The organism is Janthinobacterium goodfellowi (assembly GCF_051380695.1).
GTDB lineage: Bacteria > Pseudomonadota > Gammaproteobacteria > Burkholderiales > Burkholderiaceae_D > Janthinobacterium.
In genome coordinates this window covers 90187-116974 of sequence record NZ_JBNYXN010000001.1, presented here as the reverse complement: position 1 = coordinate 116974, position 26788 = coordinate 90187, and the positions used below count along the sequence as shown (strand labels likewise).

At 56.3% G+C, this 26788-nt stretch carries 24 protein-coding genes and 1 pseudogene; 19 read left to right on the top strand and 6 right to left on the bottom strand.

Annotated features, from left to right (window positions below):
- The first annotated feature begins 71 nt into the window (after positions 1-71).
- The 14 genes from ACQ4WQ_RS00540 to ACQ4WQ_RS00475 all read left to right on the top strand — a co-directional run bounded on the left by ACQ4WQ_RS00540 (position 72) and on the right by ACQ4WQ_RS00475 (position 16291).
- Complete coding sequence (locus ACQ4WQ_RS00540; RefSeq protein ID WP_436493953.1) at positions 72-968, top strand: sulfurtransferase; 897 nt, start codon at positions 72-74, stop codon at positions 966-968.
- A 446-nt stretch (positions 969-1414) separates the two neighbouring features.
- The gene (locus tag ACQ4WQ_RS00535; RefSeq protein WP_436493951.1) at positions 1415-2890 is read left to right on the top strand and encodes a flippase; all 1476 of its coding nucleotides are present in this window, start codon (positions 1415-1417) and stop codon (positions 2888-2890) included.
- Positions 2871-4082, top strand: coding sequence for an O-antigen ligase family protein (locus ACQ4WQ_RS00530; RefSeq protein WP_436493949.1), 1212 nt, complete (start codon positions 2871-2873; stop codon positions 4080-4082). The genes ACQ4WQ_RS00535 and ACQ4WQ_RS00530 overlap by 20 nt, the downstream gene beginning before the upstream one ends.
- An 18-nt stretch (positions 4083-4100) precedes the next feature.
- A complete protein-coding gene (locus tag ACQ4WQ_RS00525; RefSeq protein WP_436493947.1) occupies positions 4101-5291 on the top strand; it encodes a glycosyltransferase family 2 protein in 1191 nt (396 codons plus the stop codon).
- Positions 5284-6105, top strand: coding sequence for a 2OG-Fe(II) oxygenase (locus ACQ4WQ_RS00520; RefSeq protein ID WP_436493945.1), 822 nt, complete (start codon positions 5284-5286; stop codon positions 6103-6105). The genes ACQ4WQ_RS00525 and ACQ4WQ_RS00520 overlap by 8 nt, the downstream gene beginning before the upstream one ends.
- Complete coding sequence (locus ACQ4WQ_RS00515) at positions 6106-7128, top strand: glycosyltransferase (protein WP_436493943.1); 1023 nt, start codon at positions 6106-6108, stop codon at positions 7126-7128.
- The gene (locus ACQ4WQ_RS00510) at positions 7125-8360 is read left to right on the top strand and encodes a glycosyltransferase family 4 protein (protein WP_436493941.1); all 1236 of its coding nucleotides are present in this window, start codon (positions 7125-7127) and stop codon (positions 8358-8360) included. Before ACQ4WQ_RS00515 ends, ACQ4WQ_RS00510 begins: the two co-directional genes overlap by 4 nt.
- A gap of 25 nt (positions 8361-8385) precedes the next feature.
- Entirely contained in the window at positions 8386-9240 is an 855-nt protein-coding gene (locus ACQ4WQ_RS00505; RefSeq protein ID WP_436493939.1) for a dTDP-4-dehydrorhamnose reductase family protein, read from the top strand.
- A 13-nt stretch (positions 9241-9253) separates the two neighbouring features.
- Entirely contained in the window at positions 9254-10264 is a 1011-nt protein-coding gene (locus ACQ4WQ_RS00500; RefSeq protein WP_436493937.1) for a polysaccharide biosynthesis protein, read from the top strand.
- Positions 10257-11381 (top strand): non-hydrolyzing UDP-N-acetylglucosamine 2-epimerase, encoded by a 1125-nt coding sequence (wecB, locus tag ACQ4WQ_RS00495; protein WP_436493935.1) that lies wholly within the window; start codon positions 10257-10259, stop codon positions 11379-11381. Before ACQ4WQ_RS00500 ends, wecB begins: the two co-directional genes overlap by 8 nt.
- 52 nt (positions 11382-11433) lie before the next feature.
- Entirely contained in the window at positions 11434-12369 is a 936-nt protein-coding gene (locus ACQ4WQ_RS00490) for a UDP-glucose 4-epimerase family protein (protein ID WP_436493933.1), read from the top strand.
- A gap of 11 nt (positions 12370-12380) precedes the next feature.
- Positions 12381-12941: a sugar transferase gene (locus tag ACQ4WQ_RS00485; protein ID WP_436493931.1), complete on the top strand. Its 561-nt coding sequence runs from the start codon at positions 12381-12383 to the stop codon at positions 12939-12941.
- A 93-nt stretch (positions 12942-13034) separates the two neighbouring features.
- Complete coding sequence (locus ACQ4WQ_RS00480) at positions 13035-14990, top strand: polysaccharide biosynthesis protein (protein WP_436493929.1); 1956 nt, start codon at positions 13035-13037, stop codon at positions 14988-14990.
- An 89-nt stretch (positions 14991-15079) separates the two neighbouring features.
- Positions 15080-16291 (top strand): GumC domain-containing protein, encoded by a 1212-nt coding sequence (locus ACQ4WQ_RS00475; protein ID WP_436493927.1) that lies wholly within the window; start codon positions 15080-15082, stop codon positions 16289-16291.
- A 142-nt stretch (positions 16292-16433) separates the two neighbouring features.
- On the opposite strand, the pseudogene ACQ4WQ_RS00470 reads toward ACQ4WQ_RS00475, so the two are convergent.
- Positions 16434-16574: pseudogene (locus ACQ4WQ_RS00470) on the bottom strand (IS3 family transposase); the annotation flags it as partial.
- Positions 16575-16709: 135 nt separating this feature from the next.
- Positions 16710-18248, bottom strand: a complete 1539-nt coding sequence (locus tag ACQ4WQ_RS00465) for a DEAD/DEAH box helicase (protein ID WP_436493925.1) — start codon at positions 18246-18248, stop codon at positions 16710-16712.
- Positions 18249-18610: 362 nt separating this feature from the next.
- On the opposite strand from ACQ4WQ_RS00465, the gene ACQ4WQ_RS00460 reads away from it, so the two are divergent.
- Entirely contained in the window at positions 18611-18829 is a 219-nt protein-coding gene (locus ACQ4WQ_RS00460) for an oxidoreductase-like domain-containing protein (RefSeq protein ID WP_436493923.1), read from the top strand.
- On the opposite strand, the gene ACQ4WQ_RS00455 is transcribed toward ACQ4WQ_RS00460, so the two are convergent.
- A complete protein-coding gene (locus ACQ4WQ_RS00455) occupies positions 18830-20518 on the bottom strand; it encodes a methyl-accepting chemotaxis protein (RefSeq protein ID WP_436493921.1) in 1689 nt (562 codons plus the stop codon).
- Positions 20519-20971: 453 nt separating this feature from the next.
- Here ACQ4WQ_RS00455 and ACQ4WQ_RS00450 point away from each other — a divergent pair, with 453 nt between their 5' ends.
- Both ACQ4WQ_RS00450 and ACQ4WQ_RS00445 read left to right on the top strand, forming a co-directional pair.
- Positions 20972-21778 (top strand): Crp/Fnr family transcriptional regulator, encoded by an 807-nt coding sequence (locus ACQ4WQ_RS00450; protein ID WP_436493919.1) that lies wholly within the window; start codon positions 20972-20974, stop codon positions 21776-21778.
- Positions 21779-22031: 253 nt separating this feature from the next.
- Entirely contained in the window at positions 22032-22523 is a 492-nt protein-coding gene (locus ACQ4WQ_RS00445; protein WP_436493917.1) for a DUF4265 domain-containing protein, read from the top strand.
- 210 nt (positions 22524-22733) lie between these two features.
- Here the strand turns inward: ACQ4WQ_RS00445 and ACQ4WQ_RS00440 are convergent, their stop codons facing one another.
- The gene (locus ACQ4WQ_RS00440) at positions 22734-23459 is read right to left on the bottom strand and encodes a pyridoxine 5'-phosphate synthase (RefSeq protein ID WP_436493915.1); all 726 of its coding nucleotides are present in this window, start codon (positions 23457-23459) and stop codon (positions 22734-22736) included.
- Between the two features lie 124 nt (positions 23460-23583).
- Here ACQ4WQ_RS00440 and ACQ4WQ_RS00435 point away from each other — a divergent pair, with 124 nt between their 5' ends.
- The gene (locus ACQ4WQ_RS00435) at positions 23584-24297 is read left to right on the top strand and encodes a YjjG family noncanonical pyrimidine nucleotidase (protein ID WP_436493913.1); all 714 of its coding nucleotides are present in this window, start codon (positions 23584-23586) and stop codon (positions 24295-24297) included.
- A gap of 108 nt (positions 24298-24405) precedes the next feature.
- Here the strand turns inward: ACQ4WQ_RS00435 and ACQ4WQ_RS00430 are convergent, their stop codons facing one another.
- Positions 24406-24741, bottom strand: a complete 336-nt coding sequence (locus ACQ4WQ_RS00430; RefSeq protein WP_436493911.1) for an FKBP-type peptidyl-prolyl cis-trans isomerase — start codon at positions 24739-24741, stop codon at positions 24406-24408.
- A 657-nt stretch (positions 24742-25398) separates the two neighbouring features.
- Between ACQ4WQ_RS00430 and ACQ4WQ_RS00425 the strand changes: the two genes are divergently transcribed.
- Positions 25399-25926: a hypothetical protein gene (locus ACQ4WQ_RS00425; protein WP_436493909.1), complete on the top strand. Its 528-nt coding sequence runs from the start codon at positions 25399-25401 to the stop codon at positions 25924-25926.
- Here ACQ4WQ_RS00425 and ACQ4WQ_RS00420 read toward each other — a convergent pair.
- Entirely contained in the window at positions 25889-26743 is an 855-nt protein-coding gene (locus ACQ4WQ_RS00420) for a tyrosine-type recombinase/integrase (RefSeq protein WP_436493907.1), read from the bottom strand. The genes ACQ4WQ_RS00425 and ACQ4WQ_RS00420 overlap by 38 nt on opposite strands.
- Between the last annotated feature and the right edge of the window lie 45 nt (positions 26744-26788).

The following is a 26788-nucleotide window of genomic DNA, read 5'->3' as shown; positions in this document are numbered from 1 at the left end:
TGCGGACCGGGTATCCTGGCTGGCCTGTCGGGCTTATAATATCGGCTGTTCAGTCTAACCCGATCGCCATCATGCAAGCCATCACCCCAGCAACATCCGCCGTTTCCGCCGCCGTCAGCCCGCCCGCCGCCACGTTCGTCAATATTGCCGCGTATAAATTCATTACGCTGGCCGATACGGAAGCCATGCGTCCCTTGTATCAGGAGCAATGCCTGGCGCTGGGCCTGAAAGGCACGATCCTGCTGACGCCGGAAGGCATCAACATGTTCCTGTCGGGCACGCGCGAGCATATCGACAGCTTCCTCGCCTGGGTGCGCAGCGATGAGCGTCTGGCGGACCTGGAATGGAAGGAAAGCTTATCAAATGAGCAATCGCACAAGCGCATGCTGGTCAAGCTGAAAAAAGAAATCATCACCATGCGCATGCCGCTGATCAAGCCGGAACTGGGCCGCGCCCCGTCCGTCGACGCGCAGACGCTCAAGCGCTGGCTCGATGCCGGCGTCGACGACGCGGGCAAGCCCGTGGTCATGATGGAAACGCGCAACGCCTTTGAAGTGGACGTGGGCACGTTCAACAACACGCTTGATTACCGTATCGACAAGTTCACGGAATTCCCGGCTGTTGCCGCCGCCCACAAGGACGAACTGGAAGGCAAGACCGTCGTCACCTTCTGCACGGGCGGCATCCGCTGCGAAAAGGCCGCCATCCACATGAAGGAAATCGGCTACGACAGCGTGTACCAGCTCGACGGCGGCATCCTGAAGTATTTCGAGGAAGTGGGCGGCGAGCACTACACGGGCGACTGCTTCGTCTTCGACTACCGCACGGCCCTGAACCCGAAACTGGAACCGACGGAAACCGTGCAATGCTTCGTCTGCCGCGCCGTCGTCACGCCGCGCCAGCAACTGGCGCCGGAATATGTGTATGAAGTGTCTTGTCCGCATTGCTACGGCAAGCAAGCAACCTAGACTACGTTCCCTGCGGCGCGATTTAAACTGGCGTCGAACGTTCCGCTCGCCATACCCGGCGGGCAGACCGCTGTCCGGCGCACGCACCGGCCATGACGGATGGCATGCGAACAGCAAGCAATCAATAATAAATTCCTACGAGAAAGCTATTTAAAAAGACAATATAATAAAATATGGCTTACAAATGATTACAATTATACGGGGCAAAATTAGCTTCCTTATGGCGTAAGAATTTGCCCAATTGCTATAATAAATATATCATCACCTGTTTGGATCGACAGTCGACCTCTGGCTGGTGACTTCGCGTTTATATTATTTCCTCCGATTTAGTCGATCAGCCCAACTCGCGGCCTCTATTTTTGACGCGAAATTATTGCTTTAATGCAAATAATTCACCTGCACTGAAAAATCTGCGCTACTCACCTCGGATTAATTGCCATATTTGCATGATTATCAAAAACACCGTTTACAATTTATTAGGATTGGGCTTGCCGCTATTGGTTGCGGTTGCTTCAATGCCGGTGCTGATACACAGCTTGGGGGATGCGCGATTTGGTGTGTTGACACTAATCTGGGCAGTAGTCAGCTATTTCGGCTTGTTCGATCTGGGCTTGGGACGCGCGCTCACGCAACAGCTGTCGGTATTAATCGCGGAAGAACGCCATGCGGATATTGCGCCCATGGTCTTTACCAGCCTGCTGATGATGACGGGTCTTGGCTTGCTTGCATCGGCCTTGCTATGGTTCGGTGCTGAGCTTGGTGCGCACAGCATTTCGCATGCTGGAGACAACGGGGAAATCGTCGGTTCAATCCGGGTGATGGCCATCGCCATGCCTTTCATCGTGCTGACCACAGGCCTGCGCGGTATTCTCGAGGCCAAATCGGCCTTTGGCGTGATCAATCTGATTCGGCTGCCCATGGGCATATTCACCTTCCTGGGTCCACTGGCCATCGTACTTTGGTACAGGAATGACCTGGTTGCCGTGACTGCCATGCTCACCGCTGGCAGGATCATCGCCTGTCTCGTGCATGGCTATTTCGCAGCACGCAGCCTGCCTGGCATGCTCAGCAGCAAGCATTTCAATGCCGGATTCATGAAACCCCTGCTGGTATCCGGTGGCTGGATGACCGTTACCAATATCGTCAGCCCCCTGATGTCTTATCTGGACCGTTTTCTGATCAGCACGACGATTTCGGCAGCAGCGGTGGCTTATTACGTGACACCCAATGAAATGATCACCAAGATCTGGATCATTCCCGGCGCCTTGACGGCGGTGCTGTTTCCTGCATTTTCCAGCCAGATCGGCGGTGGTCGCGGCCACGAACTGGTGGAGCTGTATCGCCGCAGCGTGCTGTATTTGCTGCTGGCGATCACGCCGATGACGCTGATCATCGCCTTTGCCAGCCAGGACATTCTTACGCTGTGGGTGGGCGCTGCGTTTTCAGCGCAAAGTACGAGCCTGCTGCGCATCTTTTCGTATGGCGTCCTGATCAGTAGCATCACGCAAATTCCGTTTTCCTTGCTCCAAGGCGCCGGCAAGGCAGCCTTGACGGCCAAGGTGCACGTCGTCGAGTTTCCCCTGTACTGCTTGTTTCTCTGGCTGGGGTGCAGCTACTACGGCCTGGAAGGTGCGGCGCTGGTGTGGCTTCTGAGAATCTGCGCCGATGCCTGGTTCATGTTCTATTTCTCCTTTGACATCCTGGAAATAAAATTCAAGGAAGTACTGGGCGGAAAATTCATCGTATTAATGGCATTGATCACACTTGCCTTCCTGATCTCGCTGAATCCACTGGCGACATTCAAGGTCTGGCAATTTGCGGCATGCTTCGGGATCATTGCTGCCTATACGTGGTTCAATTTCTTGAGCGGAGTTGAACGCCTATTTTTCAAAAGAAAAGTCTATGCAATTTTCGGTAAATAACAGCAGCCGGGTGTGGATGGACAGGGTAACCAGGATGCTGGTGCCGCTGTATTATGGCGTGCTCTTTTTCATCTTTGTTGGCGAATTCAAGATCTATATTGGCGCCAGCTCCGTCAGCCTTCCGATCAGTTTTGCGCTGATCGGCCTGATCTTCATGGTCAGGCTGCTGCGGGAAGACCTGATCCTCACGCGTAATGCGCTTATACTGTGCACTATCGCCGCGCTGGGCATCCTGACGACCTTGCTGCGAGATCCGGGGCAGCTCCAGCGGGCCGTTGCTGCGGTAATACCGCTGGTCGTCTCGGCTATGGCACTGGTCAGCCTGCGCGCATGGCCGGTCGACATGGACAAGGCACGGCAGGCCATCCTGTATGGTGGCGTTATCCTGGCATTATGGACCTATCTGGGATTCATTCAATCCTTTGGCGTCAATGGCGATTACTACGACAAGAAATTGATGGTCGAAACGCTGCTCGGACGTTCCAACTATTTGGCAGCCTTTCTCTTTTTCCTTGCCGCCACGTTTTTTTATCAAAACAAATACCTGTTCCTGTTCTTCGTCGGCGCTATTCTGGCGACCATGTCCAGGGGGGGCATCCTGATCATCAGTCTATTCATTTTGTACATTTTCTGGACAGACAAGAAATACGCGCCTATCAAATATTTCACGGTTTTTCTATCCGCCCTGTTCGCCCTATACCTGTTTTTTGAATATGGTTACAGCCTGTTTATGCTGCTCCACGACAATGAATACAAGATTCCTGATTCGTTCAACAATCGCATCATTCTGTGGGAATTTTCAGCCGACTTGATTGCCAAGTCGCCGTGGCTGGGCGTCGGACCGAATGGCTTTCGCTCCGCGATTGAAGCGGCCGGCAACATGGAGGATGTATGGGGGGCACATAATTCCATATTGCTGCTCTGGTTGAATTACGGCGTAATTGGCTTGCTGCTGTATTTGAAATACCTGCACAATATTTACCGCGAAATTAGCAAGGCGGCACGGACCACGCCAATTTTCCAATCGATCAAGGTTGCATTTTTATTCCTGCTGCTATTTTCGTTGTTTGAACCGCTGATTGGGTCCGTATCATTCGAATTGTTGTTGGTTATGTTGTACATTACGGCCAAGAATATTAACCGCCAGGACCATACTGGCGCCAGCCTGCCGCAGAATACCGCACCAGTCTAACTTTTTGTGAGTTTGCTTATGCCAATTTTATCCGTAGTAATTGCGACCCACAATCGCAGCGCGTATGCCGTGCATGCCGCAAAAAGTGTCTTGAGCATCAACTCGCCCTTAATCGAACTTGTCATGCATGACACCAGCACCGACGGCAAGTTGCAAAATGAGATCGTGCCGCTATTGGCCGATACGCGCCTGCACTACCAGCATTGCGCCACGCGCCTGTCGATGACAGAGAACCACAATCAGGCGTTGGCCATGGCCAGCGGCGACTATGTCTGCCTGGTCGGCGACGACGATACCGTTGCCGCCGAGATCCTGGACGCCGTGCAATGGGCGATCGACCACAAGGTGGATGCCATCTCGCCCAAGGTGGTGGCCAACTACGCCTGGCCAGACTTCCTGTCGAAAACTTTCGGCCGGGGCCACTCCAGCCGCCTGTATATCAACGATTTCTCGTCACGCATCTCCCGCGCCGATTGCGCCAAGGGCTTGCAGGATTCCCTGCACATGGCATGCCAGGGAGCCGATGGTTTGCCCAAGATTTACCACGGCATCGTCAAGCGCGCCGTCATGGAACAAGTCAAGGAAAAGACAGGCGCCTATTTCCACGGTGTCAGCCCGGACGTATCGGGCGCGCTCGGCATTGCCGCCACCACACCATCTTTTGCGGAAATCGATTATCCACTGACCATCCCTGGCGCTGCCGGCAACAGCAACACCGGGCGCAGCGCCATGAATGCCCACCGCGGCAACCTGGAAGACGATCCCCATATCAAGCCCTACAAGAATCTGGTGTGGCCACCGCTGATTCCACGCTTTTTCAGCGTAGAAACCGTCTGGGGTCAGGCCGCCTATGAAACCTTGAGCAAACTGAATGCCGCGCAACTGGATCGTTTCAACTTCATCCATTTGTACGCGATCTGCCTGGTCAGCCATCCGGATTACTACAAGGAAATTTTCAAGGCGGCGATGGCCTACAAGCAACAGTATGGCAAGAGTGCCGCTATTACCGTGACGCGCGTGCTGCTGGGTGCTGCGCGCATCGCCGTGGCCAAGATCATCCGCCTGGCCAAGCGCGCCACCCGCCCAAGCGCAGCGGGCGGACGGTTCTTCATCCCGGACATTCCCAACATTCATGCGGCAAGCGACGCCCTGAAGGCGTTCTTGGGAAAAAAATCGGCATCATTTAAAGGTACAAATAAAAATGTCTAAAAACGAAATCGTTGAATTGATTGTGGCGCGCCTGCAAGCGGAAAAAGCACGCGCCGCCGACATGTTTGCTGCCAGTGCTGGCAAGGTCGGCGTGCGCCATTGCTATATCGAGAATATGCTTCCCGAGGCACTGGCCATGGAAATCTACCACGCCTTCCCCAAGCTGGAGCAGATGCGCCTGATGTCGAGTTTTCGTGAGAGAAAATTTACCTCCAAACATTTTGATCAATTTAATCCGATTCTCAAGGATATTACCTTCGCGATGCAGGATGTCGCCGTGGTCAGCATTATCGAAGAAATCACCGGCATCACGCAGCAAATTCCCGATCCTACCCTATATGCCGGTGGCTTGAGCATGATGGGCAAAGGGCATTTTCTCAACCCCCATATCGACAACTCGCACGAGGCGACACGCCAGTTTTATCGCACGCTGAACCTGCTGTTCTATGTCACACCGGATTGGAAACTGAGCAATGGCGGCAACCTGGAATTGTGGGAACCATCCGTGCGCAAGAACGAGACCATCCATAGCAAATTCAACCGTCTGGTGCTGATGGAAACAACGCCAAGCTCCTGGCATTCGGTCAGTCCGGTCCAGATCGATCGCCTGCGCTGCTGCGTTTCGAACTATTACTTTTCGCCCGCGTCTCCAACTGGCGAGCAGTACTTCAACGTCACTTCATTCAGCGCCCGCCCCGAGCAAACGGCACGCAGGGCACTGGCATGGGCGGACAACAAACTGCGTCAAGGCGTACGTGCGCTCGTGCCTGGCGGTGTCGGCCCGAAAGACGTCTACAAGGCGGGAGACAAATAAGTGGGTCGTTTATTGCTACATGCGCCGAACGTTCACGTGGGCGGCGGACTGGTGCTGCTCAAGGAATTGCTGGCGGCCCAGGATGGCGCAACGCTTTGGGGCAACCTCGACCACAGGGCCAAGGAAATCCTGGACTTGCCGGCAGGAGCGGAAAGTTACTTTGTCAAGGCCTCGCCATTAGATCGCCTCAAGGCCGAACTGCGCCTGCAACGCGCAGCACGCGCCGATGACGTCATTCTGTGCTTCCATGGCATGCCACCGCTGCTGCCGCTGGCCGGCCATGTCGTCGTATTCCAGCAAAATCGGAACTACTTTGGCCTTACGCCCCTTTCCGAATTTTCCGGCAAGACGAAAATACGGGTAGCGTTCGAACGCATCATTTGCCGCGCCTTCAAGGGGAATGTCAATGAGTATGTCGTTCAGACCCCTTCCATGCGCTCGGCGCTGATAACCTGGCACGGCGCCAAGCCTCCGGTGCGTGTCATCCCGTTCATTGGGACCATGGCCAGCGCGTCGCATGACCAGGGCAGCGTGCGCGATGGCTTTGATTTTGTCTACGTGGCCGATGGCGAGGCGCACAAGAATCACCGCCGCCTGCTGGCCGCCTGGATTCTGCTGGCCGGGCAAAACATCTTTCCTTCGCTGGCACTTACCCTGCCCCCGCATTGCACCGCGCTCCGCGCGGAGTTCGACAGTGCGACTGCCCAGCATGGCCTGCGCATCGAGCAACTGGGCGTGTTACCTCATGCCGACATACTGGCGCTGTATCGCCATGCCAAGGCGCTGGTTTTCCCGTCGATGACGGAATCGTTTGGCTTGCCCTTGCTGGAAGCCAGCTGGGCCAACCTGCCCATCGTGGCATCGGAGCTGGACTATGTGCGCGATGTGTGCGTACCCGCCGAGACCTTCGACCCGACATCGCCCGTCTCCATTGCCCGGGCCATCCGTCGCTTCCTCGGTGTGGCGGAACCCGTTGCCCGTATCGGCTCGGCATCGGATTTTCTTACGGAGCTACGCTCTTGAACTTGCTCGTGGTGAGCCAGTACTTCTGGCCTGAAAATTTCCGCATCAACGATCTGGTACGTTCGCTCGTTAAGCAGGACGTGCATGTCGACGTCTTGACGGGCCAGCCCAATTATCCTGATGGCAAGGTTTTCCCCGGTTACACCGCCACCGGCCTTGGCGCGCAAGACTGGCATGGCGCTACCGTGCATCGCGTGCCGCTCATGCCGCGTGGACGGGGCTCCGCGCTCGGACTGATCGGGAATTACCTGTCCTTCGTCCTGAGCGGTATCCTGCTGGCACCATTCGCCCTGCGACGCAAGCGCGTCGACGTAATTTTCGTTTATGCGATTTCGCCGATCCTGCAAGTCATTCCGGCTATTTTCCTGAAGTGGATCAAGGGCGCAAAACTGATCATCTGGGTACAAGATCTTTGGCCCGAGAGCCTGGAAGCGACCGGTTTTGTTCGCAATCGGAAACTGCTCAAGCTGGTAGAAATACTGGTGCGCTGGATCTATCGCCACGCCGACCTGATCCTCGTGCAATCGGAAGCGTTCGTCGCTCCCGTCGCGGCGCTGGCCGAGCGCAGCAAAATATCCTATTATCCAAACTCAGCCGATAATGTCTTCTTTCAGGACACCCAGCACCAGCAGCCCAGCGCCGTGGCAGGCTTGCGCGACGGCTTTTCCATCGTCTTCGCCGGCAACCTGGGAACTGCCCAGTCCGTTGAAACCATCATCGCCGCCGCAGCGCTATTGCGAAACCAGCCACATATCCATCTGGTATTGGTAGGCAATGGCAGCCGTGCCGAGTGGCTGAGTGCAGAAATCGCCCGTTTAAAACTGCAGAATGTCATCATGGCGGGGCAGCATCCTCTCGAGGCCATGCCCGCCATCCTGCGGCAGGCTGGTGCCCTGCTGGTATCCCTGCGCGATGAACCTATCTTTCGCCAGACAGTACCCAGCAAGCTACAGGCTTATCTGGCCATGGGCCGTCCCATCATCGCCTGTCTGAACGGCGAAGGGGCACGCATCGTCAAGCATGCACAGGCTGGCATCGCCTGCGCGGCAGACGACGCAGCGGCGCTGGCAGCGGCCATACTCGAAATGTCGCGTCTCGGCGAAGCGGAACGGGAACAGCTGGGTCAGAATGGCCTGGCGTACTTCAAACAACACTATGACAGCGCCATGCTGACCCAAAACCTGATCACGCATTTTGACACTCTGTTGACGGGCAATAAGGATAATAAATAATAAATCGACAAGAAAAGGATAGTTTATGAAAATTTTAGTTTTGGGTGTGTCCGGGATGCTGGGCAATGCCGTCTTCCGGTATTGCTCCGAAGATAGCCAACACGATGTTGTTGGTTCGGCCCGCAGTGATGGCGTACGCCGCAACTTTTCCACGGAACTGGCACAACGCATCGTTGTCGGTACGGATGTCGACAATCAAGATTCCCTGGAGTTGCTGTTTGCCAGGGTCAAGCCGGATGTCGTCATTAACTGTGTCGGCCTGATCAAGCAGCTGGCCGATGCCAACGATCCCTTACAAGCCATTCCCATCAATTCCCTGCTGCCGCACCGCCTGGCCCGCCTGTGCGACATCGCCGGCGCGCGCCTGATACATGTCAGTACCGACTGCGTCTTCTCTGGCAGCAAGGGCAATTACCTGGAATCGGATGCTTCGGATGCCAAGGATCTGTACGGACGCTCGAAATTCCTGGGGGAAGTCGACTATCCGCACTGCATCACCCTGCGCACCTCGATCATCGGCCACGAGCTGAACAGCGCAAAAAGCCTGGTCGGCTGGTTCCTCGCGCAGCAAGGCACTGTCAAGGGCTATACGAAAGCGATCTTCTCGGGCTTGCCGACGATCGAACTGGCACACGTGATACGCGATGTCGTCCTGCCGCAACCCGCATTGCACGGCCTGTACCATGTGGCCGCCGAGCCTATCAACAAATTTGACCTGCTTACCCTGGTAGCGCAAGCCTATGGAAAACAGATCGAGATTGTTGCTGACGAACAACTTACAATCGACAGATCGCTGAATGCGGAACGCTTCCGCGCCGCCACTGGCTACGTGGCACCGGCATGGCCGGAACTCATCCAGAAAATGGCTAATTTTAAGTAATAAGGAGCAATAAATGTTTAAAGATAAAGTACTGATGATTACGGGTGGTACGGGCTCCTTCGGCAATGCCGTATTGAAGCGCTTCCTCTCCACCGATGTGGCAGAAATCCGGATTTTCAGCCGCGATGAAAAAAAACAGGAAGACATGCGCATTGCGTTGAACAATCCGAAACTGAAATTTTATATCGGCGACATCCGTAATTACGACAGCATCAATGAAGCAATGAAAGGCGTGAACTATGTTTTCCACGCTGCTGCCCTGAAGCAGGTGCCGTCGTGCGAGTTTTACCCGATGGAAGCGGTACGCACGAATGTGCTGGGTACTGAAAACGTCCTGAACGCAGCAGTCGCCAACAATGTCCAGCGCCTGGTTGTGTTGAGCACAGACAAGGCCGTCTATCCGATCAATGCCATGGGCATTTCCAAGGCAATGATGGAAAAACTCATGGTCGCCAAGTCACGCATGCGCACGGCAGGCGAAACGGTCATCTGCGCAACCCGCTATGGCAACGTCATGGCTTCGCGCGGTTCCGTGATTCCGCTGTTTATTCAACAACTGAAGGATGGCAAATCAATTACCATTACCGATCCCAACATGACACGCTTCCTGATGTCGCTGGACGATTCGGTCGACCTCGTTCTGCATGCCTTCGAACACGGCAAGCAAGGCGATATCTTCATTCAAAAAGCGCCTGCATCGACTGTCGGAGATCTTGCTGCCGCGTTGAAAGAACTGTTCGTCAAGGACAACGAAGTACGCGTGATCGGTACCCGTCACGGCGAAAAACTGTATGAATCGCTGGTCTCGCGTGAGGAAATGGCCAAGGCGGAAGATATGGGCCGCTACTACCGCGTTCCTGCCGACAATCGCGACTTGAACTATGACAAATACTTTGTCGAAGGCGAGACCAAGATTTCTGAAATCGATGACTACACCTCGCACAATACCGAGCGCCTGACGGTGGATCAAGTCAAGGATATCCTATTGAAACTGGAATTCGTAAAAGAGCAACTCGATGCGTAAAATCATGACCATCGTCGGTACACGCCCGGAACTCATCAAAATGAGCCGGGTGATCGCCGAACTGGAAAAACACAGCCAGCATATCCTGGTGCATACCGGTCAGAATTACGACTATGAATTGAATCAGGTCTTCTTCGACGATCTGGAAATTCGTAAACCAGACTATTTCCTCGATGCCGCCGGTACCAACGCGATCGACACGATCGCCCAGGTGCTGGTCAAGGCCGATATGGTATTCGAGAAGGAAAAACCGGATGCGCTGCTACTGTACGGCGACACCAATTCCTGTCTCGCCATCATTGCGGCCAAACGCCGCAAGATTCCGGTCTTCCATATGGAAGCGGGCAACCGCTGCTTTGACCAACGTGTTCCTGAAGAGCTGAACCGCAAGGTAGTCGACCACTTGGCCGACATTAATATGGTACTGACGGAACATGCGCGGCGCTATCTGCTGGCCGAAGGCGTGCGCCCTGAAACCATCATCAAGACCGGTTCCCACATGCGGGAAGTACTCGATTTTTACATGCCAAAAATCGAACGCTCGGACATCCTGGCGCGCCAACAGCTGACCAAGAACAAGTTTTTCCTGGTCAGCGCACATCGCGAGGAAAATGTCGACTCACCGGACGCGCTGCGCGACTTGCTGCGCACACTGGAAGCCCTGGCAGCAAAGTATGACTTCCCAGTACTCGTTTCGACGCATCCGCGCACCATGAAGCGCCTGCAGGAGATCGGCATTGATCATCTCGACAAGCGCATTGTCTTTTCCAAACCGTTTGGCTTTGTCGACTACATCAAATTGCAAATGGCAGCGTTCTGCGTACTGTCGGACAGTGGCACGATTACCGAAGAAACCTCGTTATTGAATTTATCGGCCATCACCATCCGCAATACGCACGAACGGCCAGAAGGAATGGATGCCGGCACGCTGATCATGTGCGGCCTGAAAATGGAACGCGTACTCGAAGCAGTCGATATCATTACGTCCCAGTATAACGAAAAGACCGCGCCGGTACTGGCTGTGGCGGATTATGAAAATCCATTTGTTTCAAAACAGGTTAGCCGGGTAGTCAGCAGCTATATTGATTACATTAATACCACTGTCTGGTCAAAATAGTTCCACAAAGCACATTGTCGGCCTACGTAATAGCAAAAGCATTTCAGAAAAGATGACGAAGATTCTAGTAACAGGAGCCAACGGTTTTGTCGGCAGTGGATTGTGCGCCGCCTTGGCCGAACGCGGTATAAGCTATGTTGCGGCAGTGCGTAATAGCAATGGGCCAGGCCAGGTTCCCGTTGGCTCGCTATCGGCAAAAACGGACTGGACGCAGGCCCTCTCCGGCTGCGACGCCGTGATCCATGCGGCGGCGCGCGTGCATGTCATGCAAGACACGTCCAGCGATCCGCTGGCAGAGTTTCGCTTGGTCAATGTGGAGGCGACGATCAATTTGGCCAGGCAAGCGGCAAATGCCGGTGTTCGGCGTTTTGTTTTTGTCAGCAGCATCAAGGTCAACGGCGAGGAAACTACCGATACCCCATTCCGCGCATCGGATACGCCAGCGCCGCGCGATGCGTACGGGCAGTCCAAGCTGGAGGCGGAGAATGCCCTGTTCGCACTGTCCCGGGAAACCGGCCTGGAGGTAACGGTGGTACGTCCTCCACTGGTATATGGCCCGGGAGTCCGCGCCAACTTCCACAGCCTGATGACACTGGTGGCCAAAGGCTTGCCGATGCCACTGGGATCCATTCACAACCGCCGCAGCATGGTGGCGCTGGATAATCTGGTGGACTTGCTCATCGCCTGCAGTACGCATCCGGCCGCAGCAGGACAAGTATTCCTGGTATCCGATAACCGTGATGTAGGCATCACTGAACTGCTGCGCATGCTCGCGGCCGCCATGGGGCGGCGCAATCTGCTGCTGCCCGTGCCCGCCAGCTGGATCGCCGCCACCGCCCGGCTGCTCGGCAAGTCTGCCGCGGCGGACCGACTGCTGGGTTCCTTGCAAGTGGATATCACATCCACGTGCCAAACGCTGTCCTGGCAACCTGTAATCAGCATGGAAAAGGCACTTGCCAAGACCGTCGCTCCATTTCGTCACACATGAATCGGTTCTGAATGAAAAAAATATTTGACTTCCTGCTGGCCTGCGTCGCGCTATGCATATTGTTAGTGCCAATCATGATTGTGGCCATTCTGGTGAAACTTACTTCCACAGGTCCCGTGGTGTACTGGTCCGATCGGGTCGGCCGCAACAACCGCATCTTCCGCATGCCGAAATTCCGTACCATGCGCGTCGGTACGCCAGCCGTGGCAACGCATTTATTGCCAGATCCCAAAAGTGTCCTGACACCGATCGGGTCATTCCTGCGAAAATCAAGTCTGGATGAATTACCCCAGTTATGGAGCATTCTTTGCGGCGACATGAGTTTTGTCGGCCCACGCCCCGCCCTGTTCAATCAGCAAGACCTGATTGCCTTGCGCACTCAGTATGGAGTCGAAAAAATTTCACCCGGATTGACAGGCTGGGCTCAGATAAATGGCCGTGATGAATTGCCTATTCCAGATAAAGTAAAGCTTGACGTGGAATACCTGCAGAAACGATCATTTATACTTGATATAAAAATTATATTTTTGACCTTCATCAAAGTAATACGCAAGGATAATGTAACACATTGATTCAGGGAGTCTTGTCTCGGCTATGCCAGAGTAATATACCGTGACCTTATTGCGTGTAGCGTTCGCAAGATTACCCATAATAAGAAAACAAAAATGAAATCTTTCCTTGATCTTTCGCGTTTCCATAAACAAATCATCGCAGCGACGACAGATTTGTTCATGTTGCCGCTACTTTTTGCTGTCGCCATATTGCTGCGTTACGACGTCGTCGATATTGTGATCCTGAAACAATACTCTTGGCTCATCCTGCTGGTACCGGTGATTTCCCTGCCCGTGTTCGTGCGCCTGGGCCTGTATCGAGCAGTCATCCGTTTCATCGACCAGAAAATTGTCTATGTAGTCATCCTGGGCGTGACCATTTCGGTAGCCGTTCTGGTGGCCATCGCCGCGTTTGCCATTCACATGAGCGGCCTGTCACGCGGCGTGTTCGGCATCTATTGGGTCAGTGCCATCATGTACATGGTCGCAAGCCGCTTTATCGCGCGCGGCTTCTTGCTGCACGCCAACGGGGAACGGGCGCCGGTACGGGTTGCCATCTATGGCGCTGGCAAGGCAGGCACCCAACTGGCCAGCGCACTGCGCGCCGGCCACGACTATCTGCCAGTCGCATTCATCGACGATAAAAAAGAGCTGAAAGGCGCCACCATTGCAGGCATTAAGGTCTATCCTTCAGCAGAACTGGGGGAACTGATTGCCAAGAGCAGTATCATGGAAGTGCTGCTGGCCATGCCATCGCTGTCTAAAAGCCAGCAGAAACATATCCTGGACAAGCTGGAAATCCACAAGGTCAAGATCAAGGTAACGCCGCCAGTTGGCAGCCTGGTGACGGGAGAGTTGCGGGTTCAGGATGTGCGCGACATTGAAATTGAAGACTTGCTGGGACGCGACCAAGTCGCTCCCAACCGCGAACTGCTGGCTAAATGCATCACCGGCAAGGCCGTCATGGTGACCGGTGCGGGAGGTTCCATCGGCTCCGAGCTATGCCGCCAGATCATCGGTCAGCGTCCTAGCCGCCTCATCCTGCTCGACATGTCGGAATTTGCCCTGTATACCATCAAACAGGAATTGAAGAGCACGATAAGCGCGCAAAACCTGCAAATTGAACTGCTGCCATTCCTCGGTTCCGTGCTCGATACCGAGAAATGCACCAGGATCATGCGCACCTTTGCCATCGATACGCTGTACCATGCGGCGGCCTACAAGCATGTTCCTCTCGTAGAACACAACCCGGTCGAAGGTGTCAGCAACAACGTCTTCGGCACGCTCAGCATCGCAAAGGCAGCCATGGCCGCTGGCGTGGGCTGTTTCGTGCTCATTTCCACCGACAAGGCGGTTCGGCCTACAAATGTCATGGGAGCAACCAAGCGCCTGGCCGAGCTGGTCCTGCAAGGTTTTGCGCGTGAACAAGACCACACGCGATTTTGCATGGTGCGCTTCGGTAATGTCCTGGGGTCCTCGGGCTCGGTCGTGCCCTTGTTTCGCAAACAGATCATGCTGGGCGGCCCTATCACCCTGACCCATCCGGAAATCACCCGCTACTTCATGACGATCCCCGAAGCGGCACAGCTGGTCCTGCAGACAGGTGCAATGGGTGAAGGCGGCGACGTCTTTGTCCTGGATATGGGCGAGCCAGTGAAGATCCTGGACTTGGCCAAGCGCATGGTCCACCTGAGCGGCCTGGCTGTGCGCAGTACAGCCTCGCCCGAAGGTATCGAGATTGAACACGTGGGCTTGCGGCCTGGAGAAAAACTGTATGAAGAGTTGCTGATCGGCGAAAAAGTCGAAGGCACGGAGCATCCTCTCATCATGCGCGCCCAGGAATCGCTGATCCCGTGGCCGGAACTGGAGCCATTGTTGTCCGAACTGCAAAAAGCATGCGTGGAATTCAAATATGACGAAGTCCGTAGCCTGCTGTTGCGTACGGTGAACGAATATACCCCCCAGTGCGGCATCGAAGACCTGATCTGGCTGGAACATGAAAAACATGCTTCACAAGCACACAACAAGGCGATACGTTCGGGTTCCCCTGCCGGAGAATATCTACAGTAATATCCTGCCGGCGTACGGCAGGAAAACATGTTTTAAACCAGCTACAACGAATCACATTCACATTTATGGAAGAACAGGCCAAATTCAATATGCAACAAATCAAAGATAATGAAGATGTCGCTTCCTTGACGGAACTGCTTGGAACGGCATGGCAGGCGCGTTGGCGCATCGTTCTGACGACATCATTGATCGTCATCGCCAGTGTCTCGTCTGCCCTGTATATGGCCCAGTACAAAAGCGAAGGTTTTTTCCAGTTTGGCGGCGCCATTCCCCTGCCAGCCGAGAAAAAACTGGATGCCAAGGAAAAAGATCCCGCCAGCGGTATCGCCTTGGCAGACTACAAGCGTTATGCGGCAGCCTTTGGCACCGCCGAGCGTTATGCTGACTTCATCAAATACAACCAACTGAATGACGCTCCGGGCGCAGACCAGTTGCGCAAGATTTTTATCATACGCGATGGCATCGACAAGGTTGTCGAGCCGGTTTACCCATTTTCCAAGCTTGACGCCAAGGAACTTGAGCAGCCACGCGATGGCAGTAATACCAATGTGATTGGCCTGCGCCTCAGTTTCGAGTCCGACAGCCCGCAAAATGCCCAGCGCACGGTTGGCTTACTGGGCCGCTTCGTCATGGACAGCATCATATACCTGAGCTATGAGGACTCATTGCGTGTCAAGGCAGCCGAGATGAATGCCAAGATCACCAAACTCGACAATCACATCATCGATAGCAATCAATCGCTGGAAGAGTATCAACGCAAGGGAGAAAGCCTGAAGCAGATCGTCTCCCGTTATCCCGAGTCGGCACAGAACGCGCGCCAACTGGTTACGGTGACGGAAGACAATGCCCGCTACCTGTCGCCCATCACGCAGTTGACGACCAGCGAAGTACGGATCGTCGACCTCAAGGAAATCATCACCAAAGCCAAACGCGACCGTCAACAGGCCGTACTGCTGCGCGACTACTACGACAAGGCCAGGGCTTTCATGAACCAGACACGCTCCGGTGAAATCATCGTGCGCGGCCTGGAAGCGGTCAAGGACGCAGCGTTCAAGAACAAGGATCTGAATGATGATACGATCAAGGAAGTCTACAACACCATCTCGATAGAAAACCAGAGTGCGCTGAGCCTGTACCTGGAAAAGAGCCGCTTCATTGCCGGCCCAAGCTTGCCTGAGCGACGTTCGTCGCGTCTGTCGTCCGTCATCCTGACGAGTGGCCTGCTGGGATTGCTGTTTTCCGTCATTCTGGTATTCGGTAGCAAATGGTGGCGCGAGAACCACCAGAAACTGAATTCCTGACCAAATCGTTGCTTGACCGCCCCATCCCTTCCGGGAACAACGCCCGATGCACAGCATTGGGCGTTTTGCATGCAAGACCGCCAACTCTGGCATTGCCAACTTCGCCATACCACAGAGCTGCTCGCTTGCTATCCCATCCGTCCAAAACTGTCGACCGACCTTGTATTACGTAGCGCGTTTGCGCCTGCTTGTACGTCATCTCGCCACTTTCAACCTGCTCGACAACGCTCAATTTAAAAGCCAGGCTGTAATCTCGCTGACTGCGTCGAAACTCTGGTTCCATCGGACACTCCTTCTCTGTAGCGAAAAAGTGTCAACTTATTCCAGGATGGGTCAAATCCCAAAAAAAAAGCCTGAAACAGAGTTTCAGGCTTTTTTACATCAAATAACGAGGAAAGAAAAACTGATATCTTTCTTATTACTGCTTCAACAACCCACCCAGCAACGCCGCCACCTTCTGCTTCGGCTTGGCCGCGGCAGGCGCCATGCTGGCGGCAGCGGGAGCCGCCGCCTTGGCGGGCTCATAGGGCTTCAGGAACCAGGGATCGGCCTTTTCACGGCGCGCGCCGGGACCGAAGGCGGGACGCGGGCTGCGCTCGGCGGAGCGGCTGTCGCGGCTGTCGCTGGCATGGCGGCTCTCGGGGGTGCGCGCGGGACGCGCCTCGCCACCTTCGCTGCGGCGCGGCGGACGGCGCTCGCTGTCGCTGCTGCGGGAAGGCGCCGGGTTGAAGCCCGTCAATTCACCGCGCTTGATGCTTTGCTTGATGAGTTTCTCGATATCGGCCAGCAAGCGCTCGTCTTTATCCGAGTAGATCGAAATGGCGTCGCCCGAGGCGCCGGCGCGGCCCGTGCGGCCGATGCGGTGCACATAGTCTTCCGCGTTGTACGGCAAGTCGAAGTTGATGACGCAAGGCAAGTCGGAAATATCCAGGCCGCGCGCCGCCACGTCGGTGGCCACCAGGACGTCAATCTCGCCCTTCTTGAACGATTCCAGCGCCGCCATGCGTTCCTGCTGGCTCTTGTCGCCGTGAATCGCCGTGGCGCTCATGCCTTCCTGCTCCAGCACGCGGGCCAGGCGCGAGGCGCCGATCTTGGTGTTCGAAAACACGATGACCTGCTTCAGGTCGCGCTGGCGCAGCAGATGGGCGACCAGGGCATGCTTCTGGTCTTCCGTCACCTTGTAGACCACTTGCGTGACCTTGTCGGCCGTCTGGTTGCTGCGCGCCACTTCGATCGTCAGCGGATCGTTGAGGAAGGTGGCGGCCAGCTTCTTGATTTCTGGCGAGAACGTGGCCGAGAACATCAGGTTCTGGCGCTGTTTCGGCAGCAAGTTGATGATGCGTTGCAAGTCGGGCAGGAAGCCCATGTCCAGCATGCGGTCCGCTTCATCCATGACCAGCATCTGCACCTGGCTCAGGCTGATGTTCTTTTGCTCGATATGGTCGAGCAGGCGGCCCGGCGTGGCGATGACGATTTCCACGCCACCGCGCAGGATGACGGTTTGCGGCTTCATGTCCATGCCGCCGAAGACGACGGTCGAACGCAGCGGCGTGTGCTTGGCGTAGGCCTTGACGTTTTCAGCCACCTGCACCGCCAGTTCGCGGGTCGGCGTGAGGATCAGCGCGCGCACCGGATGGCGTGCCGGCGACATGCTGCTGCTGGCATGCGCCATCAGCAACTGGATGATCGGCAAGGAAAAACCGGCCGTCTTGCCGGTGCCCGTTTGCGCGGCACCCATCACATCGCGGCCTTGCAGCACCACGGGGATCGCTTGTTCCTGGATCGGTGTCGGATGGGTGTAACCCTGGTCGGTCAATGCGCGCTGGATTTCAGGCGCGAGGCCAAAGTCGGCAAAGGTCAGGCTGGGAGCAGCGGATGCGGCAGGTGCAGCGGCGGCGGGCGCCGCGTCAGGGGCAATCGCCGGGCTGGGCGTAGGAGTCGATTCGGTTTCAGACATAAATTTTCTGGTGTGCCTCCGCACTGCGGAAGCCATGCTTTCTCAATAAACAACATTTCGGGGCACAGGCAGCTCCGTCTTGCAAGCCATGGATCATTGTTCTTGCGGCACCTCCGTGCTCCGGGACATGCTGTATGGCGTATGCGGGAGCGTCGAGGAGATGTGCTGCGATGGCGGCGGAGATCGCGCCGGCGGAACATCGCGCGCAGAAGATACAATATCAGTGCTGTAAACGATACCCTAATTCACCGCAACTGTACACGGAAACCGTGATTTTTGAGCAAAAAGCGTTCCAGCAATAGCCTGCCGGGATGCCGTATCATGGCAGCTCCGATGCCAGCTCCGCCGTCCCTGCCCTCACCATGCCCACCCCGCCTTTCCCCCACGATCCGCAACCGCAGCCGCCCAGCAAACCGGGCAATGACGAGTGCTGCCACAGCGGTTGCACTTTTTGCGTACTGGAAATGTACCAGGAAGACCTGGCCGCCTACGAAGATGCCCTGAGGGCGTGGCAACAGCGCCAGCAAGCCGCTGCCGCGCCCGCCATCCAGGGCGTCAGGAAACCGCGCAAGCGCGCTTAATTAAAAGCTTTCCCACTCATCCACTGGCGCCGCGCGGCGCGCCGTGCTGGCCAGTTGACGCGGCGCAGGTGCCGGCACCGCCGCTGCAGGCGCCTTGACAGCCTTGACAGGCGCGCGCGGCCGGCTCGCGGCGACGCTGGCCCCGTCGAGCTTGAAGATGCTGACCACGTCGCTCAGGCTGGCGGCCTGCTCCTGCATCGATTCGGCCGCTGCCGCCGCCTCTTCCACCAAAGCCGCATTTTGCTGCGTCACCTGGTCCATCTGGGCAATGGCCTGGTTAACCTGTTCGATACCGGCGCTCTGCTCGCTGCTGGCGGCCGTGATCTCGCTCATGATGTCCGTCACGCGGGTGATGCTGGCAACGATGTCATCCATCGTGCGGCCCGCCTGGTCCACCAGTTTCGAGCCCGCCTCGACTTTTTCGACCGAATCGCCGATCAGGACCTTGATATCCTTGGCCGCCGCGGCCGAGCGTTGCGCCAGGTTGCGCACTTCCGTGGCGACGACGGCAAAGCCGCGCCCCTGTTCGCCCGCCCGCGCGGCCTCGACGGCCGCATTCAGGGCCAGAATATTGGTCTGGAACGCAATGCCGTCGATGACGGCGATGATGTCGACGATCTTGTGCGACGAGGCGTTGATCGACGCCATCGTGCCCACCACTTCGCTGACGACCTTGCCGCCCTCGATAGCGATGCTCGACGAGGTCAGCGCCATGGTATTGGCCTGGCGCGCATTGTCCGCATTCTGCTTCACGGTCGAGGTCAGCTCCTCCATCGACGAGGCCGTTTCTTCCAGCGAACTGGCCTGCTCTTCCGTGCGCGACGACAGATCCTGGTTGCCGGCGGCAATCTGGCTCGACGCCGTGGCGATGGTATCGGTACCGCTGCGCACCTGGCCCACCAGGTTCTGCAGGCTGGCATTCATGTCCTTCAGCGCTTGCATCAACTGCCCCGTTTCGTCTTGCGATCGCACAACGATATGCGCCGTCAAGTCGCCAGCCGCCACCTGGCGCGCCACGCCGACGGCTTCGATCAGCGGCCGCGCCACGCTGCGCGCCACCCACAGCGCCAGCAGCATGCCGATGACGACAATGCCCACCACCAAGCCGATCAGGCTTACGCGCGAGGCGGCATATGTTGCATCGGCGCTGGCGCTCGAGCGCATGCCGCCGTCCGTATTAATCGACACCAGTTTATCGAGGGCCACCATCATGTCCGTCATGACCTTGGCAGACGGCCCGACGGCCAGCGCGCGCGCCTCTTCCTTCTTCATCTCGCGCGACAGGCTCAGCATGGTTGCGTGCAGGCGCATGAATTCATCGTTGAGCGCCAGGAAGCGCTCGAACACGTCCTTCTCGCCCGGTTCGGAAATCAGGCGGCGATAGTTGTCGGCATCCGTCTTCAGCTTGGCCTGCGTTTCCGTCATGCGCGTTTCGTTCTGCGCCATGTCGGCATCCTGCGCGGCCAGCATGTGCGCCAGTTCCCAGCGGCGGAAATCGCTGACATCGCTGCGCATGGACATGGCCGCCAGCACGCTGGGCATCCAGTTGGCGGACAGATCCGTCGACGCGGCGTTGATGCGCGCCATGGAAAAGATCGCCGACACGCCCAGCGCGGCCGTCAACAGCAGCACGGCGCCAAACGACAAGATCAGCTTGGTGGCAATTTTCAGATCAAAAAACCATTTCATGCGTTGCTTTCCTTCATTAAACGGGTAAGCGGGAGTAGACAGGCGCACGCCAATCAATGCACGGCGCGGTCAGTGAGGGCGGGTTGAAGCGGACGTTATCGGTAATGGAGAGCAAGGGCTCCTGCCGAAATACGATTAAATTTCAACAAGGCAACATTTTATCACCATCGCACTATGGCGTAGAGTGGTTTGACCGCGGCATGCGGCCAAAGTTCGCGTGTCGCGGGCAGCCTGCGTATTTTTTGCCACAGTGCCGTTGTGTCCGCAAAAAGAACGAAAAAACAGCGTAGGAGTCGGATGACACGAGGCAATGTTCCTAGCCTACATAAGCACGTCGGCTCATCCGATGCCCGGCGGCGCCCCCTGGCCCTATAGTGGATACAAGATTCAGCACAACGCTAGCAAGCCAGAAAAGCAGCGCCATCCAACAAAATCAGAAGACGAGGCCCTACCATGTACAAAGCTTATAGCAACCTGACACCAGCCACGAATACCCACGCCGCTGCCCAGCACAACTGGCAAGCCGCACCGGCCACGCCCATGATCAGCATCACGGGCGCGCAACAGAACGAATTGCTGCGCGCCTTGTCGCGCACCGATCTGGAGCGCCTGTTTTGCCAACTGGAACTGGTCGCTTTGCCAACCGGCAAGCACCTGTTCGATTGCGGCGGCAAGATTGAATACACGTACTTCCCCACCAACGCCATCGTTTCCCTGCTGTATGTGATGGAAGACGGCGCCACCACCGAGATCGCCGTCATCGGCCGCGAAGGTGTCGCCGGCGTGGTGCTGTATGAAGCCGAGCGCGCCACCTGCACCGCCATCGTGCAAACGGCCGGTTATGGTTATCGCCTGAAAACCGCCTTCCTGCGCGAAGTGTTCAATGAAGGCGGCGCGCTGGCGCAATTGCTGATGCGCTACACCAGCGCCATGTTTGCGCAAATGGCACAGAACGTGGTGGGCGGCCGTCATTGCAGCATCGAACAAAAACTGTGCCGCTGGCTGCTGGACCGCCTCGACCGTTCCCTGTCGAACGAACTGAAGGTGACGCAAGACACCATGGCCAACATGCTGGGCGTGCGCCGCGAAAGCGTCACCGTCACGGCCCGCAAGCTGCAGGACGAAGGTTTGATCCAGTATCGCCGCGGCACCGTCGAAGTGCTCGACCGCGAAGGCCTGGAAGCGGCCGCCGGCAATTGCTACAAGGCAGCGCGCGCCGGTTTCGAACAGTTCCGCAGCGGCATCAGCGCACATAACTAAGTAATCAGCGCCAGGTCATCAATACAAGCACGCTTCGGCGTGCTTTTTTCATTCCGGATCATGCGCCCTCGCCTGTCATGTCCAGGCGCACGGTGCACGTAAACAGCCGCCAGCCCGTAGCGCCCTCCCCATTGCCTCTACCCCGTTTGCACCGTTGCATCCCCAGCCAGATGGCACGTACCCGGTACAATATTGTCATCCCCCCATCCTGGCGCGACCCGCAACACATCGCGCCGGCACTACGAAAGAATAAATGGAAGACATCAATTGCGAAGGCTTGCCGCACATCCGCGTACTGGCAGGCGAAAACACCAGCGGCCCCGTGTATGAAACCCTGCCGGCGCGCCAGATTGACGAGCACGTCTACGAACTGCTGGCCTCGCCCGGCCTGACCCTGAACCTGGCGCGCGGCGACATCGTCAGCATCGCCGACCCGCTCGCCCCCGCCGAAGTATTAAAGCGCGGCGGCAACTTCTGCATCCAGATCTATGCCGACGATGTGCCGCAAGAAGCAGTGGACCAGCTCGCACGCGACGTACAAGACCAGCTGGGCGGCACCCTGGACGGCCAGTACAAGGGCAACCTCACCTTCAGCGTGCCGGGACACCACGGCATCTACAACGTCAACGGCCCCTTCGACGCCTTCCGCACGGCGACGGGCGTGGAATGGTACTTCGCCAACATCTACGCCAACCTCGATGACGACGATGATGAAACCTTGCTTAACTGGTGGGTGGATATGTAATCGCTGCGCAAGCAGTCACGGAGCGGCGGTGTCAGCGCATAGGCAAGCGTCCGGCTGGCCATGAAAAAGACGGGTGCGGCTTCTGCAGCATGAAAACGGCAAGAGAGAAACCTTGCCACGCGGCCATCCTGCGCCGTGTATCCGCTGGAAACGGCGTCGAAGAACGGCCAGTCCAGCTCAGGCTGCAGCGGCCGGCCAGCGTCCAATCCCCTACGATTGACAGATCTCAAGGTAGCGGCCCAGCACCGTGTCCATGCCCAGTTCCAGGCACTCGACCACCAATGCATGGCCGATCGACACTTCCAGGATGCCGGGAATGTCCAGGAAGCGCGCCAGGTTGTGCAAATCGAGGTCATGCCCGGCATTCACGCCCAGACCCAGCGCCTGCGCCCGCCGCGCCGCCTGCAGATAGGTATCAAACACGGCATCGGCCTGCGCGCCGCCATGACTCTCGGCAAACCGTTCCGTGTACAGCTCGACCCGCGCCGCGCCCACCTCGCGTGCCCATTCCAGCGCCGGATAGTCGGCATCGACGAACAGGCTGACGCGGATGCCCAGGTCATTCAATTCCGCAATGACGGGACGCAACAGCGCCGCATGCCGTTCGATGTCCCAGCCGTGATCGGACGTCAGTTGGCCCGGCATGTCGGGCACCAGGGTGCATTGCGCCGGGCGCGCGTCTTTCACGACCTGCAGAAATTCCGCCGCCGGATAGCCCTCCACATTCAGCTCGCGTCCCCGTTCCGCGCACAGGCGCTGCAACGGGGCAACATCATCGTAGCGCGCATGGCGCTGGTCCGGACGCGGGTGCAAGGTAATGCCGGCGGCGCCCAGGTCGAGAAAGCGCGCGGAAAAAGCGAGCAGATCGGGGAAATTGCGGCCGCGCGAATTGCGCAGCAGGGCGATTTTATTGACGTTGACGGAGAGCTGGGTCATGAAAGGAATGAAGTGAAAGTGACGGGTCTGGCAGGGATTGTAGCGGATCGCCCGTGCAGGGCATGGCCAACCTAACTCAGCGCTACGTGCTACGATGCAAGACAAGTTCCTTTCAATACATACCATGACCTACCAGCTATTCCTGTTTGACCTCGACGATACCCTGCTCGACTTCCGGGCGTCCGAAAAACGCTCCTTCCTGCACACCATGCACGAACTGGGCTTGCGCGACGGCATCGACACGCTGTTTACCCAGTACCAGGCGATCAATGTCGATCTGTGGAAACGTTTCGAGACGGGTAAGGTGAGCAAGGATTTCCTGAAGGTGGAGCGCTTCCGCAAGACGTTTGCACTGAGCGGCATCGCCATCGACCCGGAACTGGCCAGCCGCCTGTATCTGGAATCGCTGCCGGACACGGTCGTGCTCATCGATGGCGCAAAACAGGTGTGCGAAACGCTGTCGCGCATCGGCGAAGTGGGCATCATCACCAACGGCGTCGAGTCCATCCAGAACCGCCGCATCGCCGCATCGGGCCTGAGCGACTACATTTCCTTCGTCGCCACCTCCGAGGCGTGCGGTCACGCCAAGCCGGACGTGCGCTTCTTCGAATACGCGGCCAACATGGCGCGCGCATTCAGCAAGGATACGACCATCATCATCGGCGACCGGCTGGACGCCGACATCCTAGGCGCCAACCGCTACGGCATAGACAGCTGCTGGTTCAACCCGGACAGCATGGCCAACACCTCGGCCGCCATCCCTACCTTTGAAGTGACCAGCCTGCACGACATCGTGCCAGTCCTGGACATAATGCAAGTCAAGCTGAAGCAGGCTTGATCTTCCACAAGCGCACCACCTGAATATGCGGACAGGGGCGCGAAAACATGCCGCTGTTCGCGTAGAATGAAGGCAAGCGCCCTGCCCCCCTGATTGCGCGTCAAGCGATCAATCGCGCGTCAGCACTTCCAGCAATTCGATCTCGAAGATCAAATTGGAATTCGGCGGTATCAAGCCCACCTGCCGCTCGCCATACCCCAGCGCCGCCGGCACCCACAGCTTGCGCTTGCCACCGACCTGCATGCCGTGCAAACCCAGAATCCAGCCCTGGATGACCTTGTTATTGCTCAACACACAGCGGAACGGTTCGCCCCGCTTGTGCGACGAGTCAAACTCCGTGCCATCTTCCAGCCAACCCCGGTAATGCGCCGTGATCAGCGCTCCACGCGCAGCCGCCTTGCCGTCACCGACCACGATATCGTCAATCTTCACTTCAGCCGTCATCTCGTTTCATCCTTGATAAATCGCAATGCCGCGATTGTACGACAGCACGAAAAAAGCCCCGGCAGTGGCCCGCCGGGGCTCGTTCTATTATTGCTCAATTCTGGTGGGGCTTCCGTGAGTCGAACACGGCACTAATGGTTTATGAGACACATGCACTACCCGCCCGGCTCAGTATGGCCAAGTCCTAGCAAAATGCAGACCAAATTACCATATCGCAGACTAAAAGAAAAAGCCACCCGAAGGTGGCCTTTAGAATACATAGTTGGAACGGCGTGCGCAGCGTCAAAGTATTTTTTTGATTCGCCGAGCCATGCATATTTATCAATAATTTGCTTCAATATGCTAGGCACCACGTTCAATGGCAGTCATGATGAACATGAACTGAGCGGTCCATTCAGCCACAATGCCACACAACACTTCACCGCCTACTGTGGGCATATCGTCTTCTGACAACGTGAGGCAATCTTAACCTAATTTGAGTAATTATGCAACCAGCATTTTGCAATCTGGCCCCCACCCCCACCCCGCAGAGCTAGCATTCTAGCCCGTTCTAAGGTTCGCACCACCCACAATCTGTTGCAAAATATACACCCCACCGCATCGATCCTCCTGAGGGCCGCTGTAGCTATAGCGTAAAATCAATGCCTAGGAGAAAAAATGGCTACTTTTACAAAAACTGGGGAACAAGCGACAGACTTCTGGCTGGCTGATGGATCGAAAACATTTTCAATATTTCCAGCAAACACTGTTGAAGCGTTTCCACGCGACATCCCTATCCGATTGCATGTAGGCAACTCGTCATACGGCCAAATACATACAGAAAAACACTGGAAATTTAAAAGTGCTGGCAATCGAACAATACCGCAGTTAATTCATTTCAAGCTAGGACAGTCGGGTACCGTCTACATGACCGAAGCTCAGAAAAAAATGAAGATAACTTTGGGAGTAACTCCCGGCGGCCTCATGCTCCTAGAGTATCGGTACCAGCATGATGCTGGCAGGCTGATAGACGAATATTTCTCAGTTACAACTTTTTATGCAAATCGAGCACCGGTCGATGGCGATAAAATTGGCAGATACCTGGGTCGCCCTAGGATATTTCCACAGCCAAACCCAGCACCAGTCGCTCCAACGCAATCGATAGCATCTAACTCACAACAGCCGATATCAACCTTGGAAGATTAGCTGCATGGGCAGCCAAATGCCCCGCAGAAAAGTGTGCATAGCGCCTCACCATCTGCGCCGACTGCCACCCACCCAATTCCTGAAGAACATGCAATGGCGTACCGCGCTGCACATGCCAGCTGGCCCATGTGTGGCGCAGATCATGCCATCTAAAATCATCAATATCAGAACGCTCCAACGCCTTATACCAAGCCGCTGTAGTAGCCGCGATTACAGGCTCGCCGTTATAAGTGAAAACTCGTATGGAGTGGCGACCTCGCTGCAAAACCAGTACACGCATAGCGTCGTCATTAAGTGGTACAACGATAGCTTTACGAGTCTTACTCTGATCAGGATGTATCCAAGCAACACGTCTACTCAAATCGATCTGCGACCAAGATAGGCCAATGACATTGCCCTTGCGTAGACCAGTTGCAAGACTAAATGCCACCATGTGTGACAAGTGCTCCGGCAACTCGCGTAATAGAATCGCGGCCTCTTCCTGAGTCAGATATCGCACCCGGCGGTCCGGCTCTTTTAACAGCCGAACTTTTGGAATAGCATCAACCCACTCCCAATCTACACAAGCCCGGATCAAAACAGAGCGCAGCAAAGCTAACGTCCTATTGACAGTACCATTCGTCACACCTGTAGCACGCTTTTTCTTCGTGATGGCATCCACCACAGAACGATTTATATCGTTTAGCTCATAACCAGACAAAAGCGGCTCAAGCCACCGAAAAATGCATCTATCAGAATGCAAAGAAGCCTTATCAGCCTTCTCGATCAACCAGCGATCAACTGCCTCACACCATGTCTTACCAGACAGCGATTCCAACACCAATCCAGTAACTACCATCTTACGCCTCACAACAATGTTGCC